Annotated in this window: 14 protein-coding genes; 9 read left to right on the top strand and 5 right to left on the bottom strand. The window is 66.4% G+C overall.

Annotated elements, in window-relative coordinates:
* The first annotated feature begins 122 nt into the window (after positions 1 to 122).
* From secA to NGK62_RS07650, 5 genes are all read left to right on the top strand, one after another.
* Positions 123 to 2858, top strand: a complete 2736-nt coding sequence (gene secA / locus NGK62_RS07675) for a preprotein translocase subunit SecA (protein ID WP_059373722.1) — start codon at positions 123 to 125, stop codon at positions 2856 to 2858.
* 13 nt (positions 2859 to 2871) lie between these two features.
* Positions 2872 to 3591 carry a VOC family protein gene (locus NGK62_RS07665; protein WP_286012350.1) on the top strand — a complete coding sequence of 240 codons (720 nt, stop codon included), beginning with the start codon at positions 2872 to 2874 and terminating at the stop codon, positions 3589 to 3591.
* Positions 3592 to 3788: 197 nt separating this feature from the next.
* Positions 3789 to 4544 (top strand): GntR family transcriptional regulator, encoded by a 756-nt coding sequence (locus tag NGK62_RS07660; RefSeq protein WP_059373720.1) that lies wholly within the window; start codon positions 3789 to 3791, stop codon positions 4542 to 4544.
* Complete coding sequence (locus tag NGK62_RS07655; RefSeq protein WP_251877946.1) at positions 4541 to 5527, top strand: tripartite tricarboxylate transporter substrate binding protein; 987 nt, start codon at positions 4541 to 4543, stop codon at positions 5525 to 5527. The genes NGK62_RS07660 and NGK62_RS07655 overlap by 4 nt, the downstream gene beginning before the upstream one ends.
* A gap of 61 nt (positions 5528 to 5588) precedes the next feature.
* Positions 5589 to 7283 carry a thiamine pyrophosphate-binding protein gene (locus NGK62_RS07650; RefSeq protein ID WP_251877944.1) on the top strand — a complete coding sequence of 565 codons (1695 nt, stop codon included), beginning with the start codon at positions 5589 to 5591 and terminating at the stop codon, positions 7281 to 7283.
* On the opposite strand, the gene NGK62_RS07645 is transcribed toward NGK62_RS07650, so the two are convergent.
* A complete protein-coding gene (locus tag NGK62_RS07645) occupies positions 7264 to 7806 on the bottom strand; it encodes a cysteine dioxygenase family protein (RefSeq protein ID WP_118932604.1) in 543 nt (180 codons plus the stop codon). The two genes, NGK62_RS07650 and NGK62_RS07645, sit on opposite strands and share 20 nt — an antisense overlap.
* 181 nt (positions 7807 to 7987) lie before the next feature.
* Here NGK62_RS07645 and NGK62_RS07640 point away from each other — a divergent pair, with 181 nt between their 5' ends.
* From NGK62_RS07640 to NGK62_RS07630, 3 genes are all read left to right on the top strand, one after another.
* Positions 7988 to 8770, top strand: a complete 783-nt coding sequence (locus NGK62_RS07640) for an SDR family NAD(P)-dependent oxidoreductase (protein ID WP_251877942.1) — start codon at positions 7988 to 7990, stop codon at positions 8768 to 8770.
* An 80-nt stretch (positions 8771 to 8850) separates the two neighbouring features.
* Positions 8851 to 9309, top strand: coding sequence for an Lrp/AsnC family transcriptional regulator (locus tag NGK62_RS07635; protein WP_042796425.1), 459 nt, complete (start codon positions 8851 to 8853; stop codon positions 9307 to 9309).
* A gap of 159 nt (positions 9310 to 9468) precedes the next feature.
* Entirely contained in the window at positions 9469 to 10080 is a 612-nt protein-coding gene (locus tag NGK62_RS07630) for a gamma-glutamylcyclotransferase (protein WP_059373716.1), read from the top strand.
* A 16-nt stretch (positions 10081 to 10096) separates the two neighbouring features.
* Here NGK62_RS07630 and pagP read toward each other — a convergent pair whose 3' ends face one another.
* The 4 genes from pagP to NGK62_RS07610 form a co-directional block, all read right to left on the bottom strand.
* Positions 10097 to 10651, bottom strand: a complete 555-nt coding sequence (gene pagP / locus NGK62_RS07625) for a lipid IV(A) palmitoyltransferase PagP (RefSeq protein WP_059373715.1) — start codon at positions 10649 to 10651, stop codon at positions 10097 to 10099.
* 129 nt (positions 10652 to 10780) lie between these two features.
* Complete coding sequence (mgtE, locus tag NGK62_RS07620) at positions 10781 to 12253, bottom strand: magnesium transporter (RefSeq protein WP_054457586.1); 1473 nt, start codon at positions 12251 to 12253, stop codon at positions 10781 to 10783.
* Positions 12254 to 12263: 10 nt separating this feature from the next.
* Entirely contained in the window at positions 12264 to 12674 is a 411-nt protein-coding gene (locus tag NGK62_RS07615; RefSeq protein WP_054457585.1) for an acyl-CoA thioesterase, read from the bottom strand.
* 105 nt (positions 12675 to 12779) lie between these two features.
* Positions 12780 to 13868, bottom strand: coding sequence for a YeiH family protein (locus NGK62_RS07610; protein WP_251877940.1), 1089 nt, complete (start codon positions 13866 to 13868; stop codon positions 12780 to 12782).
* Positions 13869 to 14002: 134 nt separating this feature from the next.
* Between NGK62_RS07610 and NGK62_RS07605 the strand changes: the two genes are divergently transcribed.
* Positions 14003 to 14896: a LysR family transcriptional regulator gene (locus NGK62_RS07605; RefSeq protein ID WP_059373713.1), complete on the top strand. Its 894-nt coding sequence runs from the start codon at positions 14003 to 14005 to the stop codon at positions 14894 to 14896.
* Positions 14897 to 14899 lie beyond the last annotated feature (3 nt).

Genomic DNA, 14899 nt, shown 5'->3' with positions numbered 1-14899 from the left:
TCCAGGTGCGTTAAACTGGTTCGTTTTCCAGCGGACCCCCGCTCAACCAATAACATCAAGTCACGGGTGACGCTGCTCCGGCCTTTCGTGGGCGCGGCGTGGCTCGTGCGGCCGACATACGCATGGTTTCTCTGCTCAAAAAACTCATAGGCAGTCGCAACGACCGGCTGCTTAAGCAGTATCGCAAGCTGGTAACCCAGATCAATGGGCTCGAACCCAAGATCTCCGCGCTCTCCGACGCGGAACTGGCGGCCAAAACCGAGGAATTCCGGTCCCGTCACGCCCAGGGTACGTCCCTGGACGATCTGCTGCCCGAAGCCTTCGCGGTTGTGCGCGAAGCCGGCAAGCGGGTGTTCGGCATGCGCCACTTCGACGTGCAGATGCTGGGCGGCATCGCCCTGCACAGCGGCAAGATCGCCGAAATGCGCACGGGCGAAGGCAAGACCCTGATGGCGACGCTGCCGGTCTACCTGAACGCGATCGCCGGCAAGGGCGTGCACGTGGTCACGGTGAACGATTACCTGGCGCGCCGCGACGCGGAATGGATGGGGCGCCTGTACCACTTCCTGGGCCTGAGCACCGGCGTGGTCGTGCCGCAGCAGCCCAACGAGGAAAAGAAGGCGGCCTACCAGGCCGACATCACCTACGGCACCAACAACGAATTCGGCTTCGACTATCTGCGCGACAACATGGAATACCGTGTTGAAGACCGTCGCCAGCGCGGCCTGTTCTACGCCATCGTCGACGAAGTGGACTCGATCCTGATCGACGAAGCCCGTACGCCGCTGATCATCTCCGGTCAGGCCGAAGACCACACCGAACTCTACGTCCGCATGAACGCGGTGCCGCCGCTGCTCAAGCGCATGGCGCACGAGCCCAAGCCGCAGGAGCCGGAACCCGAAGGCGACTACTGGGTTGACGAAAAGAGCCAGCAGGTCTACCTGTCCGAAGCCGGGCACGAGAACGCCGAAGGCATCCTGTCGCGCCTGGGCATCCTGCCGGAAGGCGAATCGCTGTACGACCCGCGCCATATCGCGCTGATGCACCACCTGATGGTGGCGCTGCGCGCCAACACGCTGTTCTTCCGCGACCAGCAGTACGTGGTGCAGGACGGCGAAGTGGTCATCGTCGACGAATTCACCGGCCGCCTGATGGTGGGCCGCCGCTGGTCCGACGGCCTGCACCAGGCGGTCGAAGCCAAGGAAGGCGTGAAGATCCAGCACGAGAACCAGACGCTGGCGTCGATCACGTTCCAGAACTACTTCCGCATGTACGAAAAGCTGTCCGGCATGACCGGCACGGCCGATACGGAAGCCTACGAATTCCAGGAAATCTACGGGCTTGAAACGGTCATCATCCCGACCAACAAGCCCATGGTCCGCAAGGACCAGAACGACCAGGTCTTCAAGACCGACGGCGAAAAGTACAACGCCATCCTCGAAGACATCCGCGACTGCCACGAACGCGGCCAGCCGGTGCTGGTGGGTACCACCAGCATCGAAAACTCCGAGCTGCTGTCGGGCCTGCTGAAGAAGGCCAAGCTGCCGCACGAAGTGCTGAACGCCAAGCAGCACGCCCGCGAAGCCGAGATCGTTGCCGAGGCCGGCAAGCCTGGCCACATCACCATCGCCACCAACATGGCGGGCCGCGGTACCGACATCGTGCTGGGCGGCAGCGTCGACAAGCAGGTCGATCTGATTCGCGCCGACGAATCGCTGTCCGATGCCGAAAAGAGCGCCCGCATCGAGAAGGTGCGCGCTGAATGGAAGCCGCTGAACGAGCAGGTCAAGGCCGCCGGCGGCCTGCGCATCATCGGCACCGAACGCCACGAATCGCGCCGTATCGACAACCAGCTGCGTGGCCGTGCGGGCCGCCAGGGCGATCCGGGCTCGTCGCGCTTCTACCTGTCGCTGGAAGACTCGCTGATGCGCATCTTCGCGGGCGACCGCGTGCGCGCCATCATGGAACGCCTGAAGCTGCCCGAGGGCGAGCCCATCGAGGCCGGCATGGTGACGCGTTCGATCGAGACCGCGCAGCGCAAGGTGGAAGGCCGCAACTTCGACATCCGCAAGCAATTGCTGGAATACGACGACGTCGCCAACGACCAGCGCAAGGTGCTGTATTCGCAGCGCAATGACGTGCTGGAAGCCGCCAGCGTGGGCGCCACCGTGCAGAACCTGCGCGACGCCGCCGTGACCGAGATGTTCAACACCTACGTGCCGCCGGAATCGGTGGAAGAACAGTGGGATGTGCCGGCGCTGCAGACGGCGCTGGAGGCTGACTGGCATGTGCAGTTGCCGCTGACGGAAATGCTGGAAAAGGAAGCCAACCTGACCGACGACGACCTGCGCGAACGCGTGGTGGGCGCCGCGCGCGAGGCCTACCAGGCCAAGGTCGACCAGGTGGGCACGGAATCGTGGTCGCAGTTCGAGCGTTCGATCATGCTGCAGGCGATCGACACGCACTGGCGCGAACACCTGTCGGCGCTGGACTATCTGCGCCAGGGCATCCATCTGCGCGGCTATGCGCAGAAGAACCCTAAGCAGGAATACAAGCGCGAAGCCTTCGAACTGTTCTCGGGCATGCTGGATCGCATCCGCGACGACGTGGTCCGGGTGCTGATGACGGTGCGCGTGCAGTCGCAGGAACAGGTCGAACAGGCCGAGGCCGAAGCGGCGCAGCCGCACGTGCAGAACGTGCAGTACCACCATTCCGACTACGACGAAGCGCTGGCCCAGTCTGAATCGGACAGCGGCGCGCAGCCCGTGCGCAATGCCTTGCCCAAGGTCGGCCGCAACGACCCGTGCCCTTGCGGCAGCGGCAAGAAGTACAAGCAGTGCCACGGCAAGCTCGTCTGATCCAGGAGCCATCATGCTGCATTCCGTCGGCCGCACTGAATTCGACCATGCCGTGGTCATGGTGCGCGACCGGCTGGATGCGCTGGCCCCGCATTTCGAGCGCCAGGGTTTTCACCTGAGCGACAAGGCGGTGCATAACCTGGGGTCGTGCAACCGCTTGATCGTGCTGGAAGGCACGTACGTCGAATTGCTGGGCTGGCCGCCCGGCGCGCCGCCCGCGCGCAAGGAAATCGCTGATTCCCCGTTCGGGCTGGAGGCGCTGGTGTTCCGCACCCATGACGCCGAAGCCACCCGCGAACGCCTGCTGGCGGCAGGCTTTGCCGTCAATCCCGTCCAGGAACTGAGCCGTCCCGCCATGCTGGATGGCCAGGAAGTCCAGGCCCGTTTCCATACCGTGCGTTTCGCCGAGCAACCCTTGCCCGGCATCCGCATGTATTTCTGCCGCCATCTGACGCCCGAATGCGTGTGGTCGCCTGAACTCATGGCGCATCCCAACGGCGCGCGCAGCTTGCTGCGCATCGATGCCCGCGCGCCCGACGCGCGCGCGGTCGCCGAACGCCTGGCGCTGGTGGCCGGCGTACCAGCCGAAGCCGCCAGCGGCGGCTGGGACGTGCCGCTGGCCAACCTGCGCATCCACGTGAGCCAGGATGCCGCCGCGGCAGGGCCTACGCTGTCGACGTTGACCCTGGAAAACAAGGACGGCGCGCACTACACGCTGGATACCGGCCTGTAAGCGCCAGGCGGCAGATGCCGCTGAAGAACGAATCGCCCGCAGCGTCCGCGCCGCGGGCTTTTTTTCGTCCCGAGGGCCATGGCGAGTGCGGCTGACAATAGCCCGCTTTCGGGGAAACCCGGGGTTGTTGGGTCAAGTGTATGCACTTTAGTATGCAATTCATTCCCGACGATCCAACCGAACCCAGGTGATCCGGCATGACGCAACCCTCAGTCGCAATCCGGCCTGCAGCGCGCACCAAGGAAGCGCAGGCCGAGCTGTATGGCGCGGTCAAGGCGATGGCCGTGCGCTTCGAATTCAAGCCTGGTGAACGCATCAACGAGGTCGAGCTGGCCCGCAGGCTGAACGTCAGCCGCACGCCGCTGCGCGAGGTGCTGAACCAGTTGATGGTCGAGGGTTTCCTGACCCGTTCGGTCAACCGCGGCTTTATTGCCCGCCTGCTCGACGCCAAGCAGATCCACAGCCTTTACGAATACCGCGCCGTGCTGGAGGCGGGCATCGTACGCGCGGCCTGCGAGCGTGCCACCGACCAGGAGCTGGCGAGCCTGCGGGAATTCGTCGAGCGTTCCCGCGACGTACCCGAGGACAGCGACGCCACCCGCTTGCTGGAGCTCGATGAGGCCTTTCACCTGACGCTGGCGCGCTACTCGCGCAACGAGGAGTTCGTGCGCGCGCTGGAAAGCGTCAATGCCCGCATTCATTTCGTGCGCTGGATCGACATGCAGCAAGGACGCCGCAGCCATACCCAGGGCGAGCACCTGCGCATCGTCGAGGCGCTGGAGCGGCGCGACATCGACGCCTTGCCGGGACTGATGAGCGCGCACATCGGCCGCCGCCTGGACCAGATCACCGACGTCATACGCACCGGTTTTTCCACGATCTACATGCGGGACCAGGCCGAACCCGCCACGGCAGCGCCGGCCAACACCATACAAGCAGGGGAAATGCTATGAATCACGGGATAAAGCGCGGACTGGCTGCGCTATGCATACTGTCCGCCACGGCGGGGGCCTTCATTGCGGCGCCGGCCGCGGCCGAAGAGCGGCCGCTGGTGCTGGTCGTGCCGTATCCGCCCGGAGGCAGCACCGACATCCTGGCGCGCATCCTGCAGCCGCGCCTGTCGCAGCAATTGGGCGGCCGTGCGGTCGTGGTCGAAAACCGGCCGGGGGCGGCCAGCCAGATCGCCACCGCCTTCGTGGCGCGCGCCGAACCCGACGGCAACACGCTGCTGGTCAGCTTCGACAACCACGGCATCAACCCTGCCGTGAAGCCCAAACTGCCCTACGACACCTTCAAGGACTTCGTCGCCATTTCGCAGACCGTGCGCTTCCCGCTGGTGCTGGGCGCCAATCCCAGCGTGCCGGGAGACAACCTGAAGGAGTTCCTGGCCGCGGCCGCCAAGCAGCCGCCCAACAAGTTCAACTACGCGTCCACCGGCGTGGGCTCGCTGAACCATCTGGCGCCCGAAGAGCTCAAGCGCCTGTCGAAGGTGGAGTTGCTGCACGTGCCGTACGGCGGCGGCGGACCGGCCATCCAGGCGGTGGTGGGCGGCCAGGCCAGCATGACCTGGCTGAGCTTCGCGGCGCTGCGCGGCCAGATCCAGGCCGGCAAGATCAAGCCGCTGGCGGTGGCCGGCGACAAGCGCCTGCCCGATCTGCCCAACGTGCCGACCGTGGCGGAGTCCGGCTTCCCAGGCTTTGTCGCCTATTCCTGGAGCGGCATGTTCGCGCCCAAGGGCACGCCGGAAGCGACCGTGAAAAAGCTGACGGCCGACTTCAAGGCGGTGCTGGCCGACCCGGAAATCCGCAAGAAGGTGACGGACGCGGGTTTTGAGATCGTGGCCTCCGACGGCCCGGCGCTGGACGCCTACGTGAAGTCGGAATACGACCGGTGGAGCGCCTTCATCAAGAGCAGCAACATCAATCTGGACAACTGAACGAGGCGCGGCCGGCGGAGCGCCGTGCGGCCGCGATGCGTGCAACACAAATGGAGATGACATGGAAAACATGACCGGCGCCGAAGCCATGGTGCGCATGCTGCAGCACAATGGGGTCAAGCACATATTCGGCCTGTGCGGCGACACCAGCCTGCCGTTTTACGACGCGCTGTACCGGCTGGACCACGGCATGCAGCACATCCTGACGCGCGACGAGCGCAGCGCCGGCTACATGGCGGACGCCTATGCTCGCGTGACCGGCAAGGTCGGCGTGTGTGAAGGCCCCAGCGGCGGCGGCGCGACCTATCTGCTGCCCGGCCTGGTGGAGGCCAACGAATCGTCCATACCGGTGCTCGGCATTACTTCGGACGTGGCAGTGGGCTCGCGCGGCAAGTATCCGCTGACCGAGCTGGACCAGGAAGCCTTGTACCGTCCGCTGACCAAGTGGAACCGCACCATCGACCGCGCGGACCAGATTCCCGGCATGGTGCGCGCGGCCTTCCGCGCGATGACGACGGGCAAGCCCGGCGCCGCCCATTTGTGCTTTCCGTACGACGTGATGAAGCAGCAGGTGGACGCGTCCGATGTCTGGGCCCAGCCCGAACATGGGCGCTTCCCGTCCATGCGCTACGCGCCGGATCCCCTGGACGTCGCGCGCGCCGCGCAGCGGCTGGTCGGCGCTCGCGCGCCCGTGATCATCTGCGGCGGCGGCGTGGTCATCGCCGGCGCCAGCGGCGCCCTGCAGGAGTTGGCCGAATCGCTCAAGGCCGCGGTCTGCGTGACCGTGAGCGGGCAGGGCAGCCTGGCCGACACCCATCCGCTGAATGCGGGCGTGGTCGGCTCCAACGGCGGCGTGATGGCGACGCGCGATGTGGTGGCCGCTGCCGACGTGGTGCTGTTCGTCGGCTGCCGCGCGGGCTCCACGTCGACCGAGCACTGGCGCTTCCCCAACCGCGACGTGCCCATCCTGCACATCGACATCGACCCCATGGTGATCGGCGCCAATTACCTTACTGAAGTCGGCATGGTGGGCGACGCCAAGCTGGCGCTGGAAGCCCTGGGCGTGGAGGTGGCGGCGCGCCTGGCGCACCGTCCGTCCGACGCCGCCGACGGCGCGGTGCTGGCCGGCCGCGCCAAGGAGGCGCGCCGCGCGCAGCTGGAGCCGTTGGCCCACAGCCTGGACGCGCCCATCCGCCCCGAACGTGTGGTGCAGTCCTTGAACCGCCTGCTGCCCGACGACGCGGTGGTCTGCGCCGATCCCGGCACGCCTTGCCCGTATTTTTCCGCCTACTACGACGTGTCGCGCCCCGGCCGGCACTTCATCACCAACCGCGCCCACGGCGCGCTGGGCTTCTCCATGTCGGCCGCCCTGGGCGCCTGGGTGGGCCGGCCCCAGTCCAAGTGCGTGTCGGTGATGGGCGACGGCAGCTTTGGCTTCACGGTGGGCGAACTGGAAACCATCGTGCGGCACAAGGCGCCGCTGCTGATGGTGGTGTTCTCGAACTCGGTCTATGGCTGGATCAAGGCCAGTCAGAAAGCGGGCTACGACAAGCGCTACTACAGCGTGGATTTCAACCGCACCGACCACGCCCGCATCGCCGAGGCCTATGGCGTCAAGGCGTGGCGCGTCGAAGACCCGTCCAAGCTGGATGCCGCCATCAAGGCAGCAATGGAGCACGACGGTCCGGCGCTGATCGACGTGGTGGCGCAGCCGCTGCAGGACGCGGCCGCGCCGGTCAGCCAGTGGATGGGTTGACGCTGTCGACCAGGTGATTGACGCCGGTGCAGAGATCGTCCCGGGCCACGCCGTAGATGTGCAGCGACACGGCAATGTCCGGGCCGGCATTGCCCAAGCGGTGGATCTGGCGCAGGCCTTGCGTGGCGGTGACGATGTCGCCAGGGCGGCGGGTCACCGTGCCGCAGGCCTGGGCGATGGCGGACTCCTGATCCCAGCGATAGTGGGTTTCCGTGAGTTCGCCCTGCAACACCTGATAGGTGCACCAGGTCTTGTGGCCATGCACCGGGCTGAATTGGCCGGGCCGCCAGATCAGGTAGGCCATCGTGAAGGCGCCGTGCGGATCGGCGTAGGCGATATGGCGGGTGTAGGACTCGGCCCGTCCGGCGCGCAGCTCCGCGGGCAGGTTCTGCAGCATGTCGCCGGCGCTGGCGACGCTGGCGGCCAGGTCGCGCAGCAGGGCGCGCGCGGCGTTCAATTGGGCGGACTGCACCGATGCGCATAGCGATTGCAGGCCGCCGCCGGCGAGTTGGATGGAAGACATGGCAGGCCTCCAGGCAGAGCTTCCATGGTAGGAGCTTGCGCTGGAATGCCTTTGCCAAATTCGGCGCGTCAGGGCCGCAGATTGGAAAAATATTCCATTCCGCCCGGCAGCCCCGCGCTCCTATACTGGTCTGCTTTGGCGCGACGCTGCGCCGGGCGGCGCAATGACAGGGGAGTCAGGCATGGATCTGGGGATCAGCGGCAAGTCGGCACTGGTATTCGGCGGCAGCCGCGGCATGGGCCGGGCCTGCGCCCTGCAACTGGCGCGCGAGGGCGTGGCGGTCACGATCGCCGCCCGCAACCCCGCCACGCTGGAGCAGGCCGCGGCCGAGATATCGCATGAGACCGGGATAGGCGTGGGCTGGGTGTCGGCCGACCTGACGCAGACGTCGGGCCGGGATGCGGCCATGGCCGCCTGTCCCCATCCGGACATCCTGATCAACAATGCGGACGGCCCGCTGCCGGGCGACTTCCGCAACTGGAGCCACGACGACTGGATCGCGGCGCTGGACGGCATGATGCTGGGACCCATCGACATGATCCGGCGGGTCGTGGACGGGATGATGGAACGGCGCTTCGGACGCATCGTGAACATCGTCTCGCGCAGCGTGAAGGCGCCGCATGCTGAACTCGGCCTGTCCAACGGCGCGCGCTCGGGCCTGATCGGCTTCGTCAGCGGCCTGGCGCGCCAGACCGTGCGCCACAACGTCACCATCAATAACCTGCTGCCTGGGGCCTTCGCCACGGACGCGCAGGTCCGGCACATACAGGGCATGCTGGAGCAGGCCGGCGGCAAGAGCTTCGAACAGCTCTGGGACGAGCGCGGACGCGCGAATCCGGCCGGGCGCTACGGCCAGCCCGAAGAGCTGGGGGCGCTGTGCGCCTATGTCTGTTCCGCGCAGGCCGGCTACATGACCGCGCAGAACATCCTGATCGACGGCGGCGGCTACCCCGGGACCTACTGAAGTCCGGCGCCCCGGGGGCGCAGGCTGGACGCGGGCAGGCGGAACGGGCAAGATTGGGGCCGATCCAGCCGAGGAAACCCATGGACCAGACGGACATCAAGATACTGGCCTTGCTGCAGAAGGACGCCACCTGTTCGGTCGCCGAGATCGCCGAGCAAGTGCACCTGTCCGTCACGCCCTGCTGGCGCCGCATCCAGAAGTTGAAGGATGACGGCGTCATCGCCCGCAACGCCATCTTGCTGGATCCCTGCGCGCTGGGCCTGAACCTGACGGTCTTCGTCTCCATCAAGACCAGCCAGCACAACGAGAAATGGACGCAGAGCCTGATCAATGCCGTGATGGCCTTGCCCAACGTGGTGGAGTTCCACCGCATGGCGGGCGACGTCGATTATCTGCTCAAGGTCGTGGTCGAGGACATGGCGGCCTATGACCGCTTCTACCGGCGCCTGATCGCTGCCGTGGACCTGCTGGACGTCAGCGCCAGCTTCTCGATGGAAGTCATCAAAAGCACCACGGAATTGCCGCTGGACGCGGTGTAGGCGGGCGCGCGCAATTTTTTTTCCATGGCAGGGGGCGGCGGGGATGCAAATTCCATTCGGCCCGCCGGCCGGCCCCCATCACGCAATTCTTTTGCGCAGGCTACGGCGTAGGATATCCGCACTCCCATCATGGGATGAATCGGGATATCAGAGGACCCTATGTCGTTGGCAGTACCCGCCGGCTGCGCCGGTACGGAAAATTCGCGGCGCGCGCTTTCGGTGGATGACCTGCTGGGCGGCTGGAACGGCGTCGACGACCTGTGGGTGTTCGCCTACGGTTCCCTGATATGGCATCCCGGTTTCACCTGGCGCGAACGTCGGCTGGCAACGGTGCGCGGCTACCACCGGTCCCTGTGCCTGTGGTCGCACGACCATCGCGGCTCGCCCGACAACCCCGGCCTGGTGTTCGGCCTGGACCGCGGCGGCTGCTGCCGCGGCGTGGCCTTTCAGATCGCCGCCTGCGACGTGCCGGCGGTGTTCCAGGCGCTGTGGCGCCGGGAAATGGTCACCGGCGCCTACACGCCGCGCTGGCTTACCTGCCATACGGAAGCCGCGCCGGTGCGCGGGCTGGTGTTCCTGCTGAACCGGGCCTGCCAGGAATACGCGGCCGGCCTCAGCGACGACCGTCTACTGGCGTCCGTGCGCAATGCCGTGGGGCATTCCGGGCCTTGCCTGGACTATGTCGTGGAAACCGAGCGCGCCCTGCGCGCGCACGGCATCGACGATTGGCGCCTGGGTGATCTGGTGCGCAGGCTGGGTCAGGCGTTCTGACGCCTGAAGGTAAGCGTCAGAAGCGCCAGCGGCCGAACATGAACAGCACGTTGCCCGCGCCGGCTGACCCCGGGATGTAGGTCGCGTAGAGCATCGTGTCCTTGTAGCTGGCGCTCACCAGCGGCAGGATGCCGGGGAACGGCACATAGCTCATGATGTCGTGGCGCGCCGTCAGGAAGACGGTGTAGCCTGCGCCCAGGCGGACGTTTTCACTGACCCGCCCGATCTTCAGGAAACCGTAGCCGGCGATGGGTTCGACCTTGCTGTGCGAATCCAGGAAGGCCATGGCGTACAGGCCCTGCCAGTCGCCGTCTTCGTCGTAGATGCTGCGGCCGTAGCCGCCGCCCCATGCCAGCTCGTTGAAGCTGTCGATCTTCTCTTTGCTGTAGGTGGCGCGGTTGTGCCAGGAATAGCCGGTGAAGTACAGGTCGTTGCCGCCTTCCGTCCAGATCTGGTCAAGGCGGTTACAGGCGGACTGTGCCCATGAGGGCATGCTGTCACAGGCCTGGGCAGTGGCGGCGAAGGTGGCGAGCAGCAGGCAAAGGATTGCCGCCCGGAATCTTGCGGTCATTGTGGGCGCTGAAAGGGGGAAGATGACAATCCCATTACTGTAATGGAACAGTCGTCCTCGACCCTGTCAGCTAGCTGTCAAGCAGGCGCTGCCAGAGGGAAGCGGATTTTTCCTGCTGTTGTATCCGGACTACAGCAGGAAAATCGTGGCCAGGCCCAGAAAGATGAAGAAGCCCAGCGAATCGGTGGCGAAAGTCAGGAGCACCGAAGAACCCATGGCAGGATCCTTGCCGAAGCGGGCGCGCACCATCGGCACCAGCACGCCGACCGACGCGCCGACCAGCATGTTGCAGACCATGGCGGCCATCATCACCAGCGCGATCGACACCGAGTGCGAGATGACCCAGGCGAACAGCGCCGCAACCAGGCTGCCGCACAGGCCCACCATCAGAGTGACGAAGAGTTCGCGCTTGACCAGCTGCCACAGGTTGCGGCCGGTGATGCGGCCCATCGCCAAGGCCCGGATGATCAGGGTCATGGTCTGGTTGCCGGAGTTGCCGCCGATGCCGGCCACGATGGACATGAGGAAGGCCAGGATGACGATCTGGCTGACCGTGCCTTCGAACTGGGAGGCCACGAAGGATGCCGTGGCGGCGGTACAGAGGTTGAACAGCAGCCAGGGGGCGCGGTTGCGCAGGGCGGTGGAGACGGGCGCGAAGATGTCTTCTTCCTGCAGACCGGCGCGCGACAGCGCCTGCTCCTGGGAGTCTTCGCGCATCACGTCCACCACGTCGGCGATGGTCACGCGGCCGATCAGGCGGCCCTGGTCGTCCATGACCGGCGCGGAAACCAGGTCGTAGCGTTCGAAGGCGCCGGCCGCGTCAGCGTCGGAATCCAGCGGGTTGAGCGTCAGGAAATCCGAGTTCATGACGGCGCGCACTTCGGTTTCAGGCTCGCTGACCAGCAGCTTGGACAGCGGCAGGATGCCCTGCAGCTTGTCCTGGCGGTCCACCACGAAGATCTGGTCGGTGTGGTCGGGCAGTTCGTGCAGCCGGCGCAGGTAGCGCAGCACCACTTCCAGGGTGACGTCCTCGCGCACCCGGACCATCTCGAAGTCCATGATCGCGCCCACGCTGTCTTCCGGATAGCCCATGGCTTCCAGCAGCTGCGCGCGTTCTTCTTCGGTCAGGCCCTTCTGGACTTCGGCCACCACGTCGGGCGGCAGGTCGGGCGCCAGGTCGGCCAGCTCGTCGGCGTCCATGTTGCCGGTGGCGGCAACCAGGTCCTGGCGGTCCATCGCTTCGATCAGCGATTCCCGCACCCAGTCTTCGACTTCCAGCAGCACGTCCGCGTCGTGCTCGGGGCTGACCAGCTTCCAGATGGCTTGCCGTTCGTCCTTGGGCAGCGATTCCAGGATGAAAGCGATATCGGCCGGATGCAGCCCGTCCAGCAGGGTCTTGAGTTCGGCCTCGTGCTGACGGTGCACCAGGTCCTCGACCAGCGAGGCCTTGGAGTCGCCTTCCTCCTGGCGATGCACCAGGTCGGCAACCAGTTGCTGGCGGCGCAGGCGTTCCTGCACTTCCGCCAGGGCGTGTTGGGCGTCTTCCGGGTCGAGGCGGCGGGGCGTCGCGGGCGGTTTCTGCGCGGCGGCGGACTGCGTCATGCGTTACGGCTCAAAGAGTGGGGAGGGGACGGCGGCGGCGGGCTTCGTCGGTGGCGACGTAGGTCAGCGTGGCCTCGGTGACCTTGACGATCTCGGCGTCCAGCCGCTGGCGCTCCGCGTAGACCTCGACGGACACCGTGACCGACGTCGTGCCGGTCTTGATGATGGCTGCGTAGAAACTGAGCAGATCGCCCACGAACACCGGCTCTTTGAACTGGAAGGCGTTGACCGCCACGGTGGCCACGCGTCCGGCGGCGCGGCGCGCGGCGGGGATGGATCCGGCGATGTCGACCTGGGACATGATCCAGCCGCCAAAGACGTCCCCGTGGATATTCGCGTCCGCCGGCATCGGCATGACGCGCAACACCGCGTCGCGATCGGCGGGCAAAGTCGTAAACGGGGTTTTGGTGCTGGAGGTCATGCGGCCGACTCCACTGCTAGGGAACCAGCCGATTATGCAGGAAAAACGCGACAGCGGCGTGCGTGCGCAAAGCCCGCCGCGGCCTTGGGCGCGGCGGGCCAGGGATCAGGACGCCAGCTTGACGATGGCGTAGCCGCCGACCAACAGCCAGAGGTACAGGATCAGGCCCAGCGCCATCACCCGGGGGCCGGCCTTGCGGATCTGGGCAAAGCGGGTTTCGATGCCCAGCGCGGTCATGGCCATGGTCAGGGCGAAGATGTCCAGGCGGCGGATGGCGGCCACGGCGTCGGCGGGGATGATGTTCAGCGAATTGATGATGGCCAGCACCAGGAAGCCCACCGCGAACCAGGGAATAGGCAGCTTGGCGCCCTTGCCCTGGCCGCCGGCCGCATGCGAGGCCGCGCTGCGCAGATACAGGCCCAGGATCAACAGGACCGGCACCAGTAGGGCCACGCGGGTCATTTTCACGATGGTGGCGACTTCGGTGGTGGCGGGGTCGACATTGCTGGCTGCGCCGACGACCTGGGCGACTTCATGGATGGTGCCGCCGATATAGATGCCCAGGGCTTGGGTGTCGAGATTCAGCCAGCCTGCGTGATAGAGCACCGGGTACAGGAACATAGACAAGGTGCCGAACAGCACCACGGTCGCCACGGCCACCGCGCTCTTGTGCGGGGCGGCCCGCAGCGTGGGCTCGAAAGCCAGCACGGCGGCGGCGCCGCAGATGGCGCTGCCGGCGGCGGTGAGCATGGCGGTGTCGCGGTCCAGGCCCAGCAGGCGCTGGCCCACCACGGTGCCCAGCAGCAGCGTGCCCACCACCACCGCTACCGAAACCGCCAGCCCGGGCAGGCCCACGGCGGCGATCTGCTGGATGCTGATGTTCAGGCCGTAGAAGGCCACGGCGATGCGCAGCAGGCGCCTTGCGGTGAAGTTCACGCCCACGCCCCAATCGGCGGGCATGGTGCCGCGCAGGAAGTTGCCGTAGAGCATGCCGCAGACAATGCCCACGACCAGCGGCGAAAAGCCCAGCTGGCGGATCGCGGGCAGGTCCGCCAGCTGCATCACCGCGGCGGCCATCAAGCCGACGAACAGCACGCCATTGAGTTTGTCCCGCCACGGCGTGGCGGCGGGAACGGCGGCTGGCGAGGCCGGGGTGGCGGGCAGGGGGGCGGCGGTGCTGGAAGAGGTACTCATGGCTGGCCTTTTGGAGGAGGCATATCTAAATAACTTCACGAAATATTAATTTCCCGCCTACTATTTGAAAAATTTTTATTTCAGATATGTAATATCAGTAATTCTGATATCTAGGCGGCCCCGACCCGGCAACCATGACGCCCGACCAATTGCTTACCTTTGCCGCCGTGGCCGATGCCGGCAATATCAGCCGCGCGGCGCAGTTGCTGAACCTGTCCCAGCCCGCCGTTTCCGGCCAGCTGCGGATGCTGCAGGAATGGTTCGGCGAGCCCTTGTACCGCCGCAGTGGCCACGGCATCGCGCTGACTGAAGCCGGCGAACGCCTGGCGGAGCAGGCCCGCCAGTTGCGCCAGGTGTACCGGCAGGCCCAGGCGGTGCGCGAATCCTGGCGCGGACTGGAAACCGGCGATCTGCGCCTGGGCGCCAGCACCACCCCCGCCAGCTATCTGCTGCCCAGCCTGGTGGCGGATTTCCGCCATGCCTTTCCGGCGGTCAGCCTGCATCTGTCGGACGGCAATACGCGTGAAATAGTCGAGCGCCTGCCGGCCCTGGACCTGGCGTTCATCGAGGGCGACGTGCCTGCGGGGCTGCCCGCCGACACGGCCGTGCACGCCTGGCGGCAGGACGAAGTGGTGGCGGTGGTGCGCGCGGACCACGCGCTGGCGGGCAAGGGGGCGGTGATGCTGCGCGACCTGGCGACGTCGGCGCTGGTCATGCGCGAGCCTGGTTCGGGCGTGCGCCGGCTGGTGGAGCGTGCGTTTGCGGATGCGGGCCTGGCGCCGTCGGTGGGGTTGGAGCTGGCCGGCGTGGAGGGCGTGAAGCAGGCGGTGCGTGCCGGACTGGGCGTGGGCTTCGTGTCCGTCATGTCGATGCGCCACGAAGATGGGGCGCTGGCGGCCTTGCGCCTGTTGCCCAAGCCGCTGACGCGGACCTTGAGCATCCTGGTGCCGCACGCGGACGCGGCCGCCCGCGCCGCCGAACGCTTCCTGGCGATGTGCCTGGCGGTCGGGGCGGCGGACGGCGTTTGAGGG

It is taken from the genome of Achromobacter sp. Marseille-Q4954 (assembly GCF_943737025.1).
Taxonomy (GTDB): Bacteria; Pseudomonadota; Gammaproteobacteria; order Burkholderiales; family Burkholderiaceae_B; genus Achromobacter; species Achromobacter bronchisepticus_A.
Note: the sequence above shows the minus strand (reverse complement) of the source record. Positions and strands in the feature narration are given on the sequence as shown.

Bases quoted from the DNA above. Each gene is read 5' to 3' on its own strand.
- NGK62_RS07630 (WP_059373716.1), top strand. From the start codon at position 9,469: ATGTCGTTGGCAGTACCCGCCGGCTGCGCCGGTACGGAAAATTCGCGG.
- NGK62_RS07605 (WP_059373713.1), top strand. From the start codon at position 14,003: ATGACGCCCGACCAATTGCTTACCTTTGCCGCCGTGGCCGATGCCGGC.
- secA (WP_059373722.1), top strand. From the start codon at position 123: ATGGTTTCTCTGCTCAAAAAACTCATAGGCAGTCGCAACGACCGGCTG.
- mgtE (WP_054457586.1), bottom strand. From the start codon at position 12,253: ATGACGCAGTCCGCCGCCGCGCAGAAACCGCCCGCGACGCCCCGCCGC.
- NGK62_RS07640 (WP_251877942.1), top strand. From the start codon at position 7,988: ATGGATCTGGGGATCAGCGGCAAGTCGGCACTGGTATTCGGCGGCAGC.
- NGK62_RS07645 (WP_118932604.1), bottom strand. From the start codon at position 7,806: ATGTCTTCCATCCAACTCGCCGGCGGCGGCCTGCAATCGCTATGCGCA.
- NGK62_RS07655 (WP_251877946.1), top strand. From the start codon at position 4,541: ATGAATCACGGGATAAAGCGCGGACTGGCTGCGCTATGCATACTGTCC.
- pagP (WP_059373715.1), bottom strand. From the start codon at position 10,651: ATGACCGCAAGATTCCGGGCGGCAATCCTTTGCCTGCTGCTCGCCACC.
- NGK62_RS07650 (WP_251877944.1), top strand. From the start codon at position 5,589: ATGGAAAACATGACCGGCGCCGAAGCCATGGTGCGCATGCTGCAGCAC.
- NGK62_RS07635 (WP_042796425.1), top strand. From the start codon at position 8,851: ATGGACCAGACGGACATCAAGATACTGGCCTTGCTGCAGAAGGACGCC.
- NGK62_RS07610 (WP_251877940.1), bottom strand. From the start codon at position 13,868: ATGAGTACCTCTTCCAGCACCGCCGCCCCCCTGCCCGCCACCCCGGCC.
- NGK62_RS07615 (WP_054457585.1), bottom strand. From the start codon at position 12,674: ATGACCTCCAGCACCAAAACCCCGTTTACGACTTTGCCCGCCGATCGC.
- NGK62_RS07660 (WP_059373720.1), top strand. From the start codon at position 3,789: ATGACGCAACCCTCAGTCGCAATCCGGCCTGCAGCGCGCACCAAGGAA.
- NGK62_RS07665 (WP_286012350.1), top strand. From the start codon at position 2,872: ATGCTGCATTCCGTCGGCCGCACTGAATTCGACCATGCCGTGGTCATG.